Origin of the sequence: Rhodococcus sp. IEGM 1354 (assembly GCF_030056855.1) — a bacterium.
In the GTDB taxonomy this organism is placed as follows: Bacteria; Actinomycetota; Actinomycetes; order Mycobacteriales; family Mycobacteriaceae; genus Rhodococcoides.
In genome coordinates, this window is sequence record NZ_JASHKT010000001.1 from 129,718 (window position 1) to 145,712 (window position 15,995).

General features: G+C 64.9%; 9 protein-coding genes and 1 tRNA gene. 6 read left to right on the forward strand and 4 right to left on the reverse strand.

Annotated features, from left to right (window positions below; translation table 11 throughout):
- Positions 1-93 precede the first annotated feature (93 nt).
- Positions 94-1,620, forward strand: coding sequence for an MFS transporter (locus QM588_RS00760; protein WP_283310903.1), 1,527 nt, complete (start codon positions 94-96; stop codon positions 1,618-1,620).
- Here QM588_RS00760 and QM588_RS00765 read toward each other — a convergent pair whose 3' ends face one another.
- The 4 genes from QM588_RS00765 to QM588_RS00780 form a co-directional block, all read right to left on the reverse strand.
- Positions 1,621-2,523: a cutinase family protein gene (locus QM588_RS00765; protein WP_283310904.1), complete on the reverse strand. Its 903-nt coding sequence runs from the start codon at positions 2,521-2,523 to the stop codon at positions 1,621-1,623. It lies immediately after the preceding gene.
- Positions 2,524-2,750: 227 nt separating this feature from the next.
- Positions 2,751-4,202: a glutamate synthase subunit beta gene (locus QM588_RS00770; protein ID WP_283310905.1), complete on the reverse strand. Its 1,452-nt coding sequence runs from the start codon at positions 4,200-4,202 to the stop codon at positions 2,751-2,753.
- Positions 4,195-8,784, reverse strand: coding sequence for a glutamate synthase large subunit (gene gltB / locus QM588_RS00775; RefSeq protein WP_283310906.1), 4,590 nt, complete (start codon positions 8,782-8,784; stop codon positions 4,195-4,197). The genes QM588_RS00770 and gltB overlap by 8 nt, the downstream gene beginning before the upstream one ends.
- Before the next feature lie 424 nt (positions 8,785-9,208).
- Positions 9,209-9,294, reverse strand: a tRNA-Leu gene (locus QM588_RS00780).
- Positions 9,295-9,501: 207 nt separating this feature from the next.
- Here QM588_RS00780 and QM588_RS00785 point away from each other — a divergent pair.
- From QM588_RS00785 to QM588_RS00805, 5 genes are all read left to right on the forward strand, one after another.
- Entirely contained in the window at positions 9,502-10,971 is a 1,470-nt protein-coding gene (locus tag QM588_RS00785; RefSeq protein ID WP_283310907.1) for a DUF3662 and FHA domain-containing protein, read from the forward strand.
- A 180-nt stretch (positions 10,972-11,151) separates the two neighbouring features.
- Positions 11,152-11,616 carry an FHA domain-containing protein FhaB/FipA gene (locus QM588_RS00790; RefSeq protein ID WP_027494977.1) on the forward strand — a complete coding sequence of 155 codons (465 nt, stop codon included), beginning with the start codon at positions 11,152-11,154 and terminating at the stop codon, positions 11,614-11,616.
- Complete coding sequence (locus QM588_RS00795; RefSeq protein ID WP_283310908.1) at positions 11,613-13,055, forward strand: PP2C family protein-serine/threonine phosphatase; 1,443 nt, start codon at positions 11,613-11,615, stop codon at positions 13,053-13,055. The genes QM588_RS00790 and QM588_RS00795 overlap by 4 nt, the downstream gene beginning before the upstream one ends.
- Entirely contained in the window at positions 13,052-14,509 is a 1,458-nt protein-coding gene (locus QM588_RS00800; RefSeq protein ID WP_027494979.1) for an FtsW/RodA/SpoVE family cell cycle protein, read from the forward strand. Before QM588_RS00795 ends, QM588_RS00800 begins: the two co-directional genes overlap by 4 nt.
- Positions 14,506-15,990: a peptidoglycan D,D-transpeptidase FtsI family protein gene (locus QM588_RS00805; protein ID WP_032373395.1), complete on the forward strand. Its 1,485-nt coding sequence runs from the start codon at positions 14,506-14,508 to the stop codon at positions 15,988-15,990. The genes QM588_RS00800 and QM588_RS00805 overlap by 4 nt, the downstream gene beginning before the upstream one ends.
- Positions 15,991-15,995: the final 5 nt, after the last annotated feature.

Consider the following 15,995-nt stretch of genomic DNA (forward strand, 5'->3'; position numbering starts at 1 on the left):
ATCGGTTCCTCCGTTCGGCGAGACACACTCTTCTTCACCGAACCTACTCCCGACCCACCTAAGGTGAGGTGTCCACGCGGAAGGGAAGAAGCAGTGAATCAGACGGCAACCGAGGATCGCGCCACGAAGAAGGAATGGCTCGGCCTCGCGGTACTGGTGGTGCCGATCCTCGTGGTCTCCATGGACATGTCGGTGCTGTATCTCGCTCTGCCCTTCATGACGGCCGATCTCGAACCCACCAGCAACCAGACCCTGTGGATCCTCGACATCTATGGATTTCTGCTGGCCGGTCTGCTGATCACCATGGGCTCGCTCGGCGACCGCATCGGTCGGCGGACCCTGCTGATGGTCGGCGCGGTGGTCTTCGGCGCGGCATCACTCGCCGCGACGTTCTCCACCTCCCCCGAGATGCTGCTCGTCGCGCGCGCACTGCTGGGAGTGGGCGGAGCCACCATCGCGCCGAGCACACTGTCGTTGATTCGCAACATGTTTCACGACCCTGCGCAGCGAAAGGAAGCGATCGGTCTGTGGACCGCAGGATTCGCAGGTGGTGCAGCCGTGGGCCCGGTTGTCGGAGGCGTTCTGCTGGAACACTTCTGGTGGGGTTCGGTCTTCCTGATCAACATCCCCATCATGGTCGTGCTCTTCGTCGCGGCCCCGCTACTGGTACCCGAGTTCAAGGACCGCGACCCCGGTAAGTTCGACCCGATCAGCGTGATCCTCGCGATCTCGTCGATGCTCTCGATCGTGTTCGCCATCAAGCACGGGGCCCAGGACGGTATCGATGCCACGACGATCACCACCGCGATCCTCGGCCTGGCGCTCGGCTTCGTGTTCGTCATCCGGCAACGCAAGGCATCGAACCCGCTCATCGACGTGACGCTCTTCGCCGAACGTGCTTTCAGTGCTGCAGTCGTCGTGCAATTTCTGGTCATCTTCTCCATGACCGGGTTCAGCCTGTTCGCCTCCCAATACCTGCAGCTGGTTCTGGGACTCGGACCACTCCACGCCGGACTGTGGCTGTTGATTCCCGCTGCCGCGGCGGCGGCCGGTGCCGTCACCGCACCGACGATGAGCAAGGTGATCCCCACCGGCACCATCATTTCGGCAGGCCTACTGTCCATCGTCTTCGGTTGCGTCGCACTGATATTCGTGCAGTCCGACTCCGGCCTGCCGCTGCTGCTGACCGGAATGGCTCTGGTCACGTTCGGGATCGGAGCAGCCTCGACCCTGAACTCCGACATCGTGCTGACCGCTGCGGCCCCCGAAAAGGCCGGGGCTGCATCGGCATTGTCGGAAACCGGGGCCGAGCTCGGCGGTGCCGTCGGCATCGCCATTCTCGGGACGATCGGCAGCACCGTCTATCGACACCGTATGGAGGACGCCATCCCGGCGGGCACGCCGGCCGAGATCGCCGATCCGGCCCGCGAAACCATCGGCGGCGCGATAGCCGTGGCCGACTATCTGCCGGAGCCGTTCGCATCGCAGTTGACCGACGTCGCGCACTCGTCCTTCATCGACGGCTTCAACCTTGCCGCCGGCACGAGCGCCGTGCTGATGTTCGTCAGTGCCGTGGTCGTGTTCCTGCTGCTCCGTCGGGTGCCTGCTACGACGTCGTAGTCAGACCGCGTCGGCGAGGTAACGCGCCAACCACCGCGTCGCCGACACTCCGTCTCCGACGTCGTAGGTCTGATATTCCTGGTGGATGCCCGAGCGATAGAAGGCCTCGATTTCCCGCTGACGCTGAGCGTTGGCCTGATCCGACAGCTGCCCCTGCAGTACCGGAAGTCCACCGGACGCAGCGAGGTCGGCGATCAACGATTGTGCTTCCTGGGTGTACTGATCTGCGACGTCGGGCGCAGGGTTGGACGACACGGCCAGGAAGCCCGCGAGTCGCGCCACGTAATCGTCCTTGGGCGTCGAGCAATACAGATCGCCGACGGCGCAGAACGTGCGCACCACCGGGCTGACGTAGCCGAATCCGCCGACCCTGGGTCCACCGACGCCGGTACCCACCACAGGGGGACCGACCAGGGCGTCGGTGTCCGACCGCTTCGGGTCGGAGACGAGCCCGACCGCCACCACCTTGTCGGCGGGAACCACCCCGAGACCGGTTCCGATGGACGCGGCGAGATCACCCGCCGCGTCGGCTCCCTGGCTGTAGCCGATGATGCCCAGTTTCGTTGCGCCGCAACGATCCGCCATCGCCTTCAGCATCCCGCCTGCGTTGGTGACGGCAGCAGCACGCGACTGCCCGTAGATTTCGCCCTCCCACGGAAAGGCGGTGGCGGGATACGCGACGTAATCGGTGCGAATGCCGTCGCCGAGACGATCGGTGACATCGGTCAGCATCCCCGGCTTCGGGGCAGCACCGGAGCTGGTCTCCCACGTTCCCGGAATCGCGACGACGTACATCGAGGGACAGCCGGCGGGATCCGCTGAGGCAGGCGACGCCCCGACGACCAGACCGGATGCAACAGCTGCAGCGACGCCGACACCGGCGCAGATCTTCTTGACACTCATGGGGAGGGGGCCTCACTGGGTGATCGAACGCTTCTATTGTTCGATCACCACAATGACAGCGGCCTGTGACCATCCGATGCCCACATGGTTAACGGACGTAACCGTCCGTCACACGGTTCGCCGCCACCCCGTCGGGATCGGTCGCCCCCCGTCGGGATCAATGTGGGTTTCAGTCGCTCAGAGTGCAACAAAGGGACATTGATCCCGACGGGACGGACGGAAAATACCTACCGCTGCGGTGCCTGGGTGGGCACGATCGGCGACGGCAGTGCCGTTGCTCCCTGCAGGAAGGTGTCGACGGCGGCCGCGCAGGAGCGGCCCTCGGCGATGGCCCACACGATCAGCGACTGGCCGCGGCCCATGTCTCCGGCGACGAAAACGCCGGGGACGTTGGTGACCCACTCGTTGGTGCGTTCGACGTTTCCGCGCTGGTTGAAGTCGACGCCCAGGTCGTTCAACAGTCCGCCCTTGTCGGGTCCGACGAATCCCATGGCGAGCAGCACCAGATCGGCTTCGAGGGTGAACTCGCTGCCCTCGATCTTCTCGAATTTGCCGGCCTTGAACTCGACCTCGCAGGCTTCGAGTGCGGTGACCTTGCCGTCTTCGCCGACGAAACGCTCGGTGTTGACGGAGAAGACGCGCTCGCCACCCTCTTCGTGTGCCGACGCGACGCGGTACATCAGCGGGTACGTCGGCCACGGGGTGGAGGTGGCACGCTCCTCGGGCGGACGGGCCATGATCTCGAACTGGTGGACGCTTGCCGCGCCCTGACGGTGCGAGGTGCCCAGGCAGTCGGCCCCGGTGTCGCCGCCGCCGATGATGACGACCTTCTTGCCTTCGGCACTGACCGGCGGCTGCTCGAAGTCGCCCTGCTGGACGCGATTGGCGTGCGGCAGGAACTCCATGGCCTGGTAGATGCCGTCGAGTTCACGGCCTTCGATGGGCAGATCGCGCCACGCGGTGGCACCTCCGGAGAGGACGACAGCGTCGAACTGCTCACGCAGTTCGTCGGCCGAGATGTCCACGCCCACATCGACGTTGGTGCGGAAGACGGTGCCCTCGGCCTCCATCTGCGCGAGCCGTCGATCGATGTGGCGCTTCTCCATCTTGAACTCGGGGATGCCGTAGCGCAGCAGTCCGCCGATGCGATCGGCACGCTCGAACACCGTGACGGTGTGGCCGGCGCGGGTGAGCTGCTGCGCTGCAGCAAGTCCCGCGGGTCCGGAGCCGACGACGGCGACGGTCTTACCGGTCAGGTGCGTCGGGTAGACCGGCGTGACCCAGCCTTCCTCGAAGGCCTTGTCGATGATCTCGACCTCGACCTGCTTGATGGTGACCGGATCCTGGTTGATGCCCAGGACACACGCCGCCTCGCACGGAGCGGGGCACAACCGTCCGGTGAATTCCGGAAAGTTGTTGGTGGCGTGCAGGCGATCGATGCTGTCGCGCCAGCGGTCCTTGAACACCAGGTCGTTCCACTCGGGAATCAGGTTCCCGAGTGGACAACCGTTGTGGCAGAACGGAATACCACAATCCATGCACCGGCTGGCCTGGGTGCGCAGAGTGTCCTTCGAGAAGTCCTCGTAGACCTCTTTCCAGTCCATGAGGCGCAGATCGACGGGCCGCCGCTTGGGTACTTCGCGAACCGTGTTCTTCAGAAATCCCTGTGGGTCACCCACGAGCTGCCTCCATGATCGCTTCGTCCACGTCCGCGCCGTTCTTCTCGGCTTCGGAGATGGCCAGCAGTACCTTCTTGTAGTCGCGAGGCATGACCTTCACGAAATGGTTCACCTGCTGTGACCAATCCGCGAGGATCCGCTCGGCCACCTCGGAGCCGGTCTGCTCCTGGTGACGGGTGACGATGTCCTTCAACCAAGTGAATTCGTCGCCCTCGAGCTCGTCGATGTCGACCAGCTCCGTGTTGAGGTTGGCCTCGAACGTCTTGTTCGGATCGAAGATGAACGCGACGCCGCCGGACATGCCGGCACCGAAGTTTCGTCCCGTCGTACCGAGGATGACGACCTTGCCGCCGGTCATGTACTCGCAGCCGTGATCGCCGACGCCTTCGACGACGGCAACGGCACCGGAGTTACGAACCGCGAACCGCTCGCCGACGACGCCGCGGATCAGGGCTTCACCGCTGGTGGCACCGAACAGGAACACGTTGCCGCCGATGATGTTGTCCTCGGCCACGAATCCCTTCGGAGCGTTCAGCGACGGCCGCAGCACGAGATGTCCACCGGACAGGCCCTTGCCGACGAAGTCGTTGGCGTCTCCGTTGAGGCGCAACGTCATACCGGAGGGCACGAACGCACCGAAACTGTTGCCGGCCGAGCCGGTGAACGTGATCTCGATGGTGTCGTCCGGGAGGCCGACGCCGCCGTAGGCCTTGGTGACCTCGTGCCCGAGCATCGTGCCGACGGTGCGGTTGACGTTGGTGATCTTGGACTCGAACGCGACCTTCTCGCCCTTGTCCAACGCATTGCGGCTGGCCGCGATGAGCTGCTGATCGAGTGCCTTGTCGAGACCGTGATCCTGAACGCCTGTGTTGTACAGGTTCTGGTTCATGAACGCCGACTCGACCTCTTCGAGGATCGGCGACAGATCGAGCTTCGACGCCTTCCAGTGCTCCTTGGCCGCGGTCGTGTCGAGCAGACCGACCTGGCCGACGGCCTCGTCGAGTGTGCGGAAGCCGAGCTCGGCCATGAGCTCGCGAACTTCTTCGGCGATGAACATGAAGAAGTTCTCGACGAACTCGGGCTTGCCCGCGAAACGCTTGCGCAGCAACGGGTTCTGTGTCGCAACGCCGACGGGGCAGGTATCGAGGTGGCAGACGCGCATCATGATGCAGCCCGAGACCACGAGTGGAGCGGTGGCGAAACCGAACTCCTCGCCGCCGAGCAACGCAGCGACCATGACGTCACGACCGGTCTTGAGCTGACCGTCCACCTGCACGACGATGCGATCGCGAAGACCGTTGAGCAGCAACGTCTGCTGGGTCTCGGCCAGACCGAGCTCCCACGGTCCACCTGCGTGCTTGACCGACGTCAACGGCGTCGCGCCGGTGCCGCCGTCGTGACCCGAGATGAGCACCACGTCCGCGTGCGCCTTGGACACACCGGCAGCGACGGTGCCGACGCCGACCTCGGAGACCAGCTTGACGTGGATGCGAGCCGACGGGTTGGCGTTCTTCAGGTCGTGGATCAGCTGCGCGAGATCCTCGATCGAGTAGATGTCGTGGTGCGGCGGCGGCGAGATCAGACCGACACCCGGCGTGGAGTGCCGAACCTCGGCGACCCACGGGTACACCTTGTGTGCCGGAAGCTGGCCGCCCTCACCGGGCTTGGCTCCCTGCGCCATTTTGATCTGGATGTCGGTGCAGTTGGTCAGGTAGTGCGAGGTGACGCCGAAACGTCCCGACGCGACCTGCTTGATGGCACTGCGTCGCCAGTCACCGTTCTCGTCCGGCTCGAAGCGCGAGACGTCCTCGCCGCCCTCACCGGAGTTCGAGCGTCCACCGAGACGGTTCATCGCGATGGCGAGGGTCTCGTGTGCCTCGGCCGAGATGGAGCCGTAGCTCATCGCGCCCGTGGAGAAACGCTTGACGATCTCGCTGGCCGGCTCGACTTCGTCGATCGAAATAGCTTGCCGCTCTTCGGTCTTGAACCGGAACAGACCGCGCAACGACGCGAGCCGCTCGGACTGGTCGTCGACCATCTTCGTGTATTCCTTGAAGATGTCGTACTGACCGGTGCGGGTGGAGTGCTGCAGCTTGAAGACGGTGTCGGGGTTGAAGAGGTGGTACTCCCCTTCCCGACGCCACTGGTACTCGCCGCCCGTCTCGAGCTCACGGTGCGCGCGTTCCTGACGGTTGTCGAGGTACGCGACGCCATGTCGGGCTGCGACGTCGTCGGCGACCTGATCGAGGTCGATACCACCGAGGTGGCTGTTGAGCCCGGTGAAGTACTCGTCGACCAGTTCCTGCGACAGGCCGATGACCTGGAACAGCTGGGCTCCGGTGTACGACGCGAGGGTCGAGATGCCCATCTTGGACATCACCTTCAGCACGCCCTTGCCTGCGGCCTTGATGTAGTTGCCGACGGCCTTGTCGAACTCGATGCCGGTGAGGGCGCCGCGCTCGATCATGTCCTCGATCGACTCGAAGGCCATGTACGGATTGACCGCTGCCGCACCGAATCCGATGAGCAGAGCCATGTGGTGCACCTCGCGGGCATCACCGGCTTCGATGATCAGACCGACCTTGGTGCGGGTCTTCTCACGGACGAGATGGTGGTGCACTGCCGAGGTGAGGAGCAACGACGGGATCGGAGCGAGCTTCTCACTGGACTCCCGGTCGGAGAGCACGATGATTCGCGCTCCGCCCGAGATGGCAGCGGAAACCTGAGCGCGAATGGCCTCCAACGCCTTTCGGAGACCCTCACCGCCCTCGGCAACCGGGTACAGGCCACGAACGACCACCGAGCGCAGCTCTTCCTGCGTGCCCTCGTCGTTGATGTGGACGAGTTTGGCGAGATCGTCGTTGTGCAGGATCGGCTGGGGCAGCACGATCTGCTTGCAGCCGTCGGCACCCGGGTTGAGCAGATCGCCCTCGGGACCGATGGTGCCGCCCAGGCTGGTGACGATCTCTTCACGGATCGCGTCGAGCGGTGGGTTGGTGACCTGGGCGAACAACTGCGAGAAGTAGTCGAACAGCATCCGCGGACGTGCCGACAGCACGGCGATCGGGGTATCGGTACCCATGGAACCGATGGCCTCCGCGCCGGACTTCGCCATCGGCGAGACCAGCACGTTCAGTTCTTCGGTGGTGTATCCGAAAATCTGCTGCCGGATCAGGACGCGATCGTGCGGCATGTGCACGTGCGGCCGCTCGGGTAGGTCGTCGATCGACGTCAGACCCTCGTCGAGCCACTGCTGGTACGGGTGCTCGGCGGCGAGCTCGTCCTTGATCTCGTCGTCGGAGACGATGCGGCCCTGCGCGGTGTCCACCAGGAACATCCGGCCGGGCTGCAAGCGAACCTTGCGGACGACCTTGGACGGGTCGATGTCCAGAACGCCGACCTCGGACGCCATGACGACCAAGCCGTCGTCGGTGACCCACAGGCGGCTGGGGCGAAGACCGTTGCGGTCCAGAACGGCGCCGATGACGGTCCCGTCGGTGAAGCACACCGAGGCCGGTCCGTCCCAGGGCTCCATCAGCGAGGAGTGGTACTTGTAGAACGCCCGACGTGCGGGGTCCATCGACTCGTGCCGCTCCCAGGCCTCGGGAATCATCATCAGCACGGCATGCGGCAGGCTGCGTCCGCCGAGGTGCAGCAATTCGAGAACCTCGTCGAAACGTGCTGTGTCACTGGCTCCGTGGGTGACGACGGGGAAGATCTTCTCGAGCGCTTCCGAGCCACCGAACACGTCGGAGGTGATGAGGGCCTCGCGGGCGCGCATCCAGTTCTCGTTGCCGGTCGCGGTGTTGATCTCACCGTTGTGTGCGACCCGGCGGAACGGGTGGGCCAACGGCCAGGACGGGAACGTGTTGGTCGAGAAACGCGAATGCACAAGTCCCAGTGCACTTTCGACGCGCTCGTCCTGCAGGTCGAGGTAGAAGCCCTTGAGCTGGGGTGTGGTCAGCATGCCCTTGTAGACGAACGTCTGCGAGGACAGCGACGGGAAGTACACGGTCTCGCGACCGGGGCCGTCCTTGCCTGCACCTTCTTCACCCAACTCGTGTTCGACCCGCTTGCGGATGACGAAGGCACGACGCTCGAGTTCGAGGTCGGTGATCGCCGCGTCGGGAGCGGAGAAGAACAACTGACGGAACGTCGGCATGGCGTCGCGGGCCAATGCGCCCAAGGAAGAGTCGTCGGTGGGGACCTCACGCCATCCGAGGACGGTCATGCCTTCGCTCTCGACGATGCGCTCGACACCCTCGCACGCGCGTGCTGCGTCGCTGCGGCCCTGCGGCAGGAATGCGACACCGGTTGCGTAAGCACCGGGTGCGGGGAGCTCGAAATCTACGACGGCGCGAAAGAACGCGTCCGGTACCTGGATCAGAATGCCCGCACCGTCACCGGTGTTCGGTTCCGAGCCCGCGGCACCGCGGTGCTCGAGGTTGACCAGTGCGGTGATCGCCTTCTCGACGATGTCGCGACTGCGGCGACCGTGCATGTCCACCACGAATGCGACACCACAGGAGTCGTGTTCGTTGACGGGATCGTAGAGGCCTTGCGGGCCCGGAGTGTGCTTCATACCTAGCCTTCGGATAAGTCCAGCCTTGAAACTCGTCGGCGACGGTGTGGTGTAACCGGCTGCTCGAACGGCCTGCGGTGCGTCCTCGCCGTTGAAGCAGCACCTGTCGATCTTCCACGCTTTCCTCTGCACGGGCGGGTGGGCTCGTGGTAGAAAAGTGAAGGTCTCGACGGATCAGGCCGTGGTGAGGCCGATCCAATTACGAACGATAAGTCAGTACCAGGGTGCTCTCGCAAATAAGGTAAGCCTACTTCGGGCTCTCACCTGCGAATTTCCACCGAGTCGACGGGGCCCGGAATCCGGCTCGGCGTCGGCGCGTCGACATCGTTGTCGAACTACACGAATGTAAGGCATCACCCGCGCTCACACGCCGGGGTTCGAAGAAACTACTGGCCGCAGCGATCGAGATCAGCTGCGGCCAGTGTGGTGGGCGGAGGGGGACTTGAACCCCCACGTCCCGAAGGACACTGGCACCTGAAGCCAGCGCGTCTGCCATTCCGCCACCCGCCCGGGTGACGGCGAGAACACTAACACGCACCCCGCCGTGCTCGAAAATCGCCGTCTCGAGCTGCCCCGAGCAACCGGCGGCACACCGTTGCTGTCGGCCGCACCGTATATCATGCTTGCAGCGCGACTTCGTGATGACACGCGGCCGTGGCACCGTTGTAGGCAACAGGCACCACAGGGTGGAAGAACACAGTGAGAGGAGGGGTCACGATGGGCATCGTTCAGCGTTTCGAACGCAAGCTGCAGAGCGCTGTCGGCGACGTCTTCGCCCGCGTGTTCGGCGGCGGCGTCGTACCGGCCGAAGTCGAGGCGGCGCTGCAACAGGAGGCGTCCGATCTCGTTCGCCCCTTGGACGGCGGTCACTACCTCGCACCCAACAACTACGTGATCACGATCAACAGCTCGGATCACGAGGAACTTGCAGGTGATCGCGAGCTCACGGTCAAGGCTTTCTCGCGTCACCTGGACGATTACATCCGTGATCAGGGGTGGCAGACCTACGGTGACGTGGTGGTTCGCTTCGAACCGTCGCCCACCCTTCACACCGGACAGTTCCGGGCCAGTGGCTCGGTCGATCCCGATGTGGGACGATCGGCGATTGCTGCGCAGAACAGCTCTGTTCAGCAGAACGCGTCGGCACAGCCAGCCCGTCCCGTCCCTTCAGCCACGCAGCGACCGACTGTTCCACCGATGTCGATACCAGGAGCCGGCCACATGACGCAGAACCCAGGCTACGACCCGCAGCGTGACCCCGCGGACGGACATCGTCCGGATCCGCGCGCGCGCAACGGATACGCCGGTGGCCAGGATCCTCGCTACGCGGCGCGTGAGCAGAACGGATACGACGCGCAGGGTTACGCACCCGCCGACCAGGATCAGCGCTACGACCAGCAGCCGTACAACGCCCAGGGCTACGAGAACCAGGGCTACGACGAGCAGCCGTACGCCCAGCACGGCCAGGCGTACAGCGCAGCCGGCGGCCAGGATCAGGGGTACGACCAGGCCTACGGAGCACCCAACGGCCAGGAGCAGAGCTACGACGCCCAGGGTTACGACCGAGCGGGATACAACGCGCAGGGTTACAACGCCCAGGGCTACAACGCGCAGGGTTACGACGCCCAGGGCTACAACGGTGCGGGCTACGACTACAACGGTGGCGAGCAGGGCGGTGCCTACAGCGAGGCTCCTTACCAGGAGCAGGCCTACGGCGAGCCCGCCGGCCGCTATGCCGAGCCGCAGGGTGCCGGTTACCCACAGCAGGGCTACCAGCAGCCTGCCTACGACTACCCGCCCGCCCAAGCGCCCTACGGCCGCGGCTACCCCCAGGGTGCCGGTGATCGCGGTGACGGTTACGGCTACGACCAGCCGGCGTCCTACGCAGGTCAGTCCCAGGCGCTCGCCGCGACCCTTCAGCTCGAAGACGGCAGCGGCCGCTACTTCCAGCTCCGGGACGGACAGAACATCATCGGGCGCGGCCAGGACGCCCAGTTCCGCCTCCCCGACACCGGCGTGTCACGCCGACACATCGAGATTCGCTGGGACGGCCGAGTGGCCATGCTGTCCGATCTGGGATCCACCAACGGAACCACCGTCAACGGTGCTCCCGTCCAGGATTGGCAGCTGGCCGACGGCGACGTGATCCGCGCCGGTCATTCCGAGATTCTGGTCCGGATCGTCTGATCACCGGAGTGGCCCGGCCGACCGAGATGTTCGTCTCCTCGACTCGCAGGTTCGCCCACCCGTATGTCGTCCACACGAGCGACTGCACCCTATGATGCTGCGAGACAACCATGTCTGTCGCGCCGCCGCGTCGGATTGTGGGGGATGCAGGTCCGATCGCGAAGGAGGAGGTGAATCGTCGTGCAGGGATTGATTCTGCAACTGACCAGGGCAGGTTTTCTGCTCCTGTTGTGGTTCTTCGTCTGGGCCGTTCTTCGGACGCTGCGCAGTGACATCTATGCCGCAGCCGGTATGCGTGTGCCCGCCCGCTACTCCGGTGGCTCGAAGGTGCTCCCGTCGTTCAACAAGCAGAAGGTGGCGAAGTACCTCGTGGTGACCCAGGGCGGCCTCGCCGGCACGCGCATCTCGCTCGGCACTCAGCCGGTTCTGATCGGACGCGCAGACGATTCGACTCTCGTTCTGACAGACGACTATTCGTCCACCAGGCACGCTCGCCTCTCGCCTCGCGGCGGAGATTGGTACGTCGAAGACCTGGGCTCGACCAACGGCACCTACCTCGACCGAGCGAAGGTCACCACCGCCGTACGCGTTCCACTGGGAACCCCGGTTCGCGTCGGCAAGACCGTGATCGAGTTGCGCCCGTGACCCTTGTTCTCCGCTACGCCGCCCGCAGCGATCGCGGTCTCGTTCGCTCCAACAACGAGGATTCCGTCTACGCGGGTGCGCGACTGTTGGCTCTGGCCGACGGCATGGGCGGTCACGCCGCAGGCGAAGTGGCCTCGCAGTTGATGATCGCCGCGCTGGCGCACCTCGACGACGACGAACCGGGCGAGGATCTGCTCGGCAAACTCGAAGCAGCCACTCGCGAGGGCAACGCCTCCATCGCAGACCAGGTGGAAGACGAGCCGGAACTCGACGGCATGGGAACCACGCTGACCGCAATCCTGTTCGCGGGCAAGCGAATGGGTCTGGTGCATATCGGTGACTCGCGTGCCTACATGCTGCGCGACGGTTCGCTCACTCAGATCACCCGCGACGATACGTTCGTCCAGTCACTGGTCGACGAAGGCCGCATCACCGCCGAACAGGCGCACACGCACCCGCAACGCTCACTGATCATGAGGGCGCTGACCGGCAACGAGATCGAGCCGACGCTCACCGTCCGCGAGGTTCGTGCCGGCGATCGCTACCTGTTGTGCTCCGACGGTTTGTCGGATGTCGTGAGCGACGAAACCATCGAGAACACTCTCGCCGAGGGCGAGACCGGGCCGTGTGCCGACCGCCTCATCGAACTTGCTCTGCGCAGCGGCGGTCCTGACAACGTCACCGTCGTCGTCGCCGACGTCATCGACCTCGACTACGGCCAGAGCCACCCGATTCTCGGCGGCGCGGCCAGCACCGAGGACGAAGAAGACGCTCCGCCGCCGAACACTGCAGCGGGCCGCGCCGCCGCCATGCGTCCCCCGCGCACGACGCCCAAGCGCGTCACCGCTCCTGTGGTGACACCGGAGAAGAAGTCGCACAAGCTGCGGTGGTCGCTGATCGCGCTGACCCTGATCGTGTTGGCCGGAATCGGTGTGGTGGTTGCCAATTCGGTGATCAAGGGCAATTACTACGTCGGTGCGGACGACGGCAAGGTCACCGTGCTGCGCGGTCTCCCCGGTTCGGTTCTCGGGTACTCGTTGCAGAGCGTGGAATTGATCGGCTGCCTCGACGACAACGGTGGCGTCACACTGACCGCACCCGACGCCGCGCCGGCCGATTGCGTCCCGTTCGAGATCGACGACCTTTTGCCGGCCGCGCGCGAGCAGGTGACCGCAGGACTCCCGTCGGGCTCTCTCGACGACGCCCGCGGTCAGGTGCAACGGTTGGCCTCGGGAGACCTACTGGAGGTCTGCGAGACCGAGCCGGCAGTGACCACCACGGCTGCACCGATCCCGTCGACGATCATCCCGCCCCCCGGAGTTCCGTTGCCGCCGCCCGCGCCGGAGCCCGTTCCGGAAGCTGCCCCGACCACTACCGCCGTGCCGACACCGACCGTCGCGCAGATCCCGGGCCAGAACTGCAGGACCGGTACTCGATGAGTTCCAATCCGTCCGCAGGAGGCTCCTTTCCGAGTCCTCCCGGTGGGTTCGCTCCCGCACCGATCCAGTCGAATCGTCGCAATGTCGAATTGCTGCTGCTCGGTGCCGCGGTCCTGATCACCACCATCTCGTTGATCCTCGTCGAAGCCAGCCAGGAACAGACGATCACCTGGGACCTGGCGAAGTACGCGCTCGCGTACCTCGCACTGGTGACGGTGGCGCACTTGGCCGTTCGACGGTTCGCCCCCTATGCGGATCCGCTGCTGCTGCCTATCGTCGCGCTGCTCAACGGTCTCGGTCTGGTGCTGATCCATCGACTCGACCTGGCCGATCAGCAACAGGCGCAGTACCTCGGCAATCCCATTCCGTCGCCCGACGCCAACCAGCAGGTGCTGTGGACGACGCTGGCCATCGCCGGCTTCGTGGCACTGCTGGTGTTGCTGCGCGACTACCGCACCCTGGCTCGCTACGGGTACACCCTCGGGCTGGCCGGGCTGATCCTTCTCGCCATTCCTGCGCTGCTGCCGTCGGCATTCTCCGAGGTCAACGGCTCCAAGATCTGGATTCGGTTGCCCGGCTTCAGCTTGCAGCCCGGTGAGTTCGCCAAGATTCTGCTGCTGATCTTCTTCGCGTCACTGCTGGTGTCCAAGCGCGAACTGTTCACCACTGCAGGCAAACACTGGCTCGGCATGGACTTCCCGCGCGCTCGCGATCTCGGACCCATCATCGTCGTATGGATCGTCTCGGTCGCGGTGCTCGTGTTCGAGAAGGACCTGGGCACGTCGCTGCTGATCTTCAGCACCGTTCTGGTGATGATCTACATCGCCACCGAACGTGTCGGCTGGATCATCATCGGCAGCGGTCTGCTGATGGTCGGATTCTTTTTCGCCTACCAGGCGTTCAGCCACGTGCGCGTGCGAACACTGACCTGGCTGGACCCGTTCGCGGACTACAACGACACCGGCTACCAGATTTCCCAGTCGCTGTTCGGTCTGGCCACCGGTGGGCTCGCCGGCACCGGCCTGGGCAGCGGCCGCCCGTCGCAGGTTCCGTTCCCCAAGACCGACTTCATCATCGCCACCGTCGGCGAGGAACTCGGCCTCATCGGTCTGGCCGCGGTCCTGATCCTGTATCTGCTGTTCGTCATTCGCGGAATGCGCACCGCGCTCGCCGTCCGAGACAGCTTCGGCAAGTTGCTCGCGGCCGGGCTCTCGTTCACCGTTGCCGTGCAGCTGTTCGTCGTCGTCGGCGGCGTCACCAAACTCATTCCGCTGACCGGTCTGACCACCCCGTACATGTCGTACGGAGGCTCCTCGTTACTGGCGAACTATCTGTTGGTGGCTCTGCTGATCAAGATCTCCGATGCAGCGCGTGAGCCTGCGACACCCAAGAAGAAGCCCGCTGTGGCCGCCCCGATCGCCGAGGCGCCGACCGAAATGGTGAAGCGCGCATGAACACTCCCCTACGCCGCGTCTCCATCGCCATCATGGTGATGGTGGTCGCCCTGCTCGCCAACGCGACCTACGTTCAGGTCATCAAGGCCGACGACCTGCGCACCGACCCGCGGAACTCCCGCGTTCTGCTCGACGAGTACTCACGTCAACGCGGCCAGATCTCGGCCGGTGGACAGGTTCTCGCATCGTCCGTCGCCACCGACGATCGCTACAAGTACCTGCGCACGTACCCGCAGAACTCGATCTCCCCCGCGAGCCCGCAGGCCAACGCTCCGATCACCGGCTTCTATTCGATGCTGTACTCGAGCACCGGTCTCGAACGCGCCGAGGACCCGGTACTCAACGGATCCGACGACCGGTTGTTCGGCGGACGCCTGTTCGACCTCATCTCCGGCCGTGATCCCCGCGGCGGCAACGTCGTCACCACCATCGATCCCGTCGTCCAACAGGTCGCGTACGACCAGCTGACCGCTAAGGGATACACCGGCTCCGTCGTGGCCCTCGACCCCGCCACCGGCAACATTCTCGCCATGGCCAGCACACCGAGCTACGACCCCAACCTGCTGGCCAGCCACGACGGCAGCACCACGTCGACCGCCTGGGAGAACCTGAGCGACGATCCGGGCAAGCCGCTGGTGAACCGCGCGATCTCGCAGACCTACCCACCGGGATCGACGTTCAAGGTGATCACGACCGCCGCTGCGCTCCAGGCGGGTGCCACTCCGGACGATCAACTCACGGCCGCGTCGAACATCACTCTTCCTGGAACGTCGACGACGCTCGAGAACTACAACGGTTCGACGTGCGGAGGCGGTCAGACCGCCTCGCTGCGTGAGGCGTTCGCACGGTCGTGCAACACCGCCTTCGTCGAACTCGGTATCGACACCGGTGCCGACAAGATGCGCGAGACGGCCGCCAAGTTCGGCATCGGAGAGGACACCAGCATCCCGCTCACCGTCGCCGACAGCACCATCGGATCCATCGACGACGACGCCGCCCTCGGCCAATCCAGCATCGGCCAGCGCGACGTGGCGCTCACCCCGCTGCAGGACGCCGTCATCGCCGCGACCGTCGCCAACGGCGGTGTGCGGATGGCGCCGAACCTGGTGCAGCAGTTGCAGTCTCCCGACCTGTCGGACCTGTCCAGTTACCAACCCCAATCGATGGGTGAGGCGATCAGCCCCGATACGGCCTCGACCCTGACCGACCTGATGATCGGTTCCGAGAACAACACCAGCGGGGAAGGCAAGATCCCCGGTGTACAGATCGCGTCGAAAACCGGTACCGCAGAACACGGTTCGGATCCTCGCAACACCCCGCCCCACGCGTGGTACATCGGATTCGCACCGGCGAAGGACCCCAAGGTCGCCATCGCCGTCATCGTCGAGGACGGCGGAGATCGAGCCCTCGCCGCCACCGGCGGTTCGGTCGCAGCACCCATCGGCCGCGCCGTCATCGCCGCCGCATTGCAGGGGAGGTGAGCATC

Bases quoted from the DNA above. Each gene is read 5' to 3' on its own strand.
- QM588_RS00765 (WP_283310904.1), bottom strand. From the start codon at position 2,523: ATGAGTGTCAAGAAGATCTGCGCCGGTGTCGGCGTCGCTGCAGCTGTT.
- gltB (WP_283310906.1), bottom strand. From the start codon at position 8,784: ATGAAGCACACTCCGGGCCCGCAAGGCCTCTACGATCCCGTCAACGAA.
- QM588_RS00785 (WP_283310907.1), top strand. From the start codon at position 9,502: ATGGGCATCGTTCAGCGTTTCGAACGCAAGCTGCAGAGCGCTGTCGGC.
- QM588_RS00800 (WP_027494979.1), top strand. From the start codon at position 13,052: ATGAGTTCCAATCCGTCCGCAGGAGGCTCCTTTCCGAGTCCTCCCGGT.
- QM588_RS00805 (WP_032373395.1), top strand. From the start codon at position 14,506: ATGAACACTCCCCTACGCCGCGTCTCCATCGCCATCATGGTGATGGTG.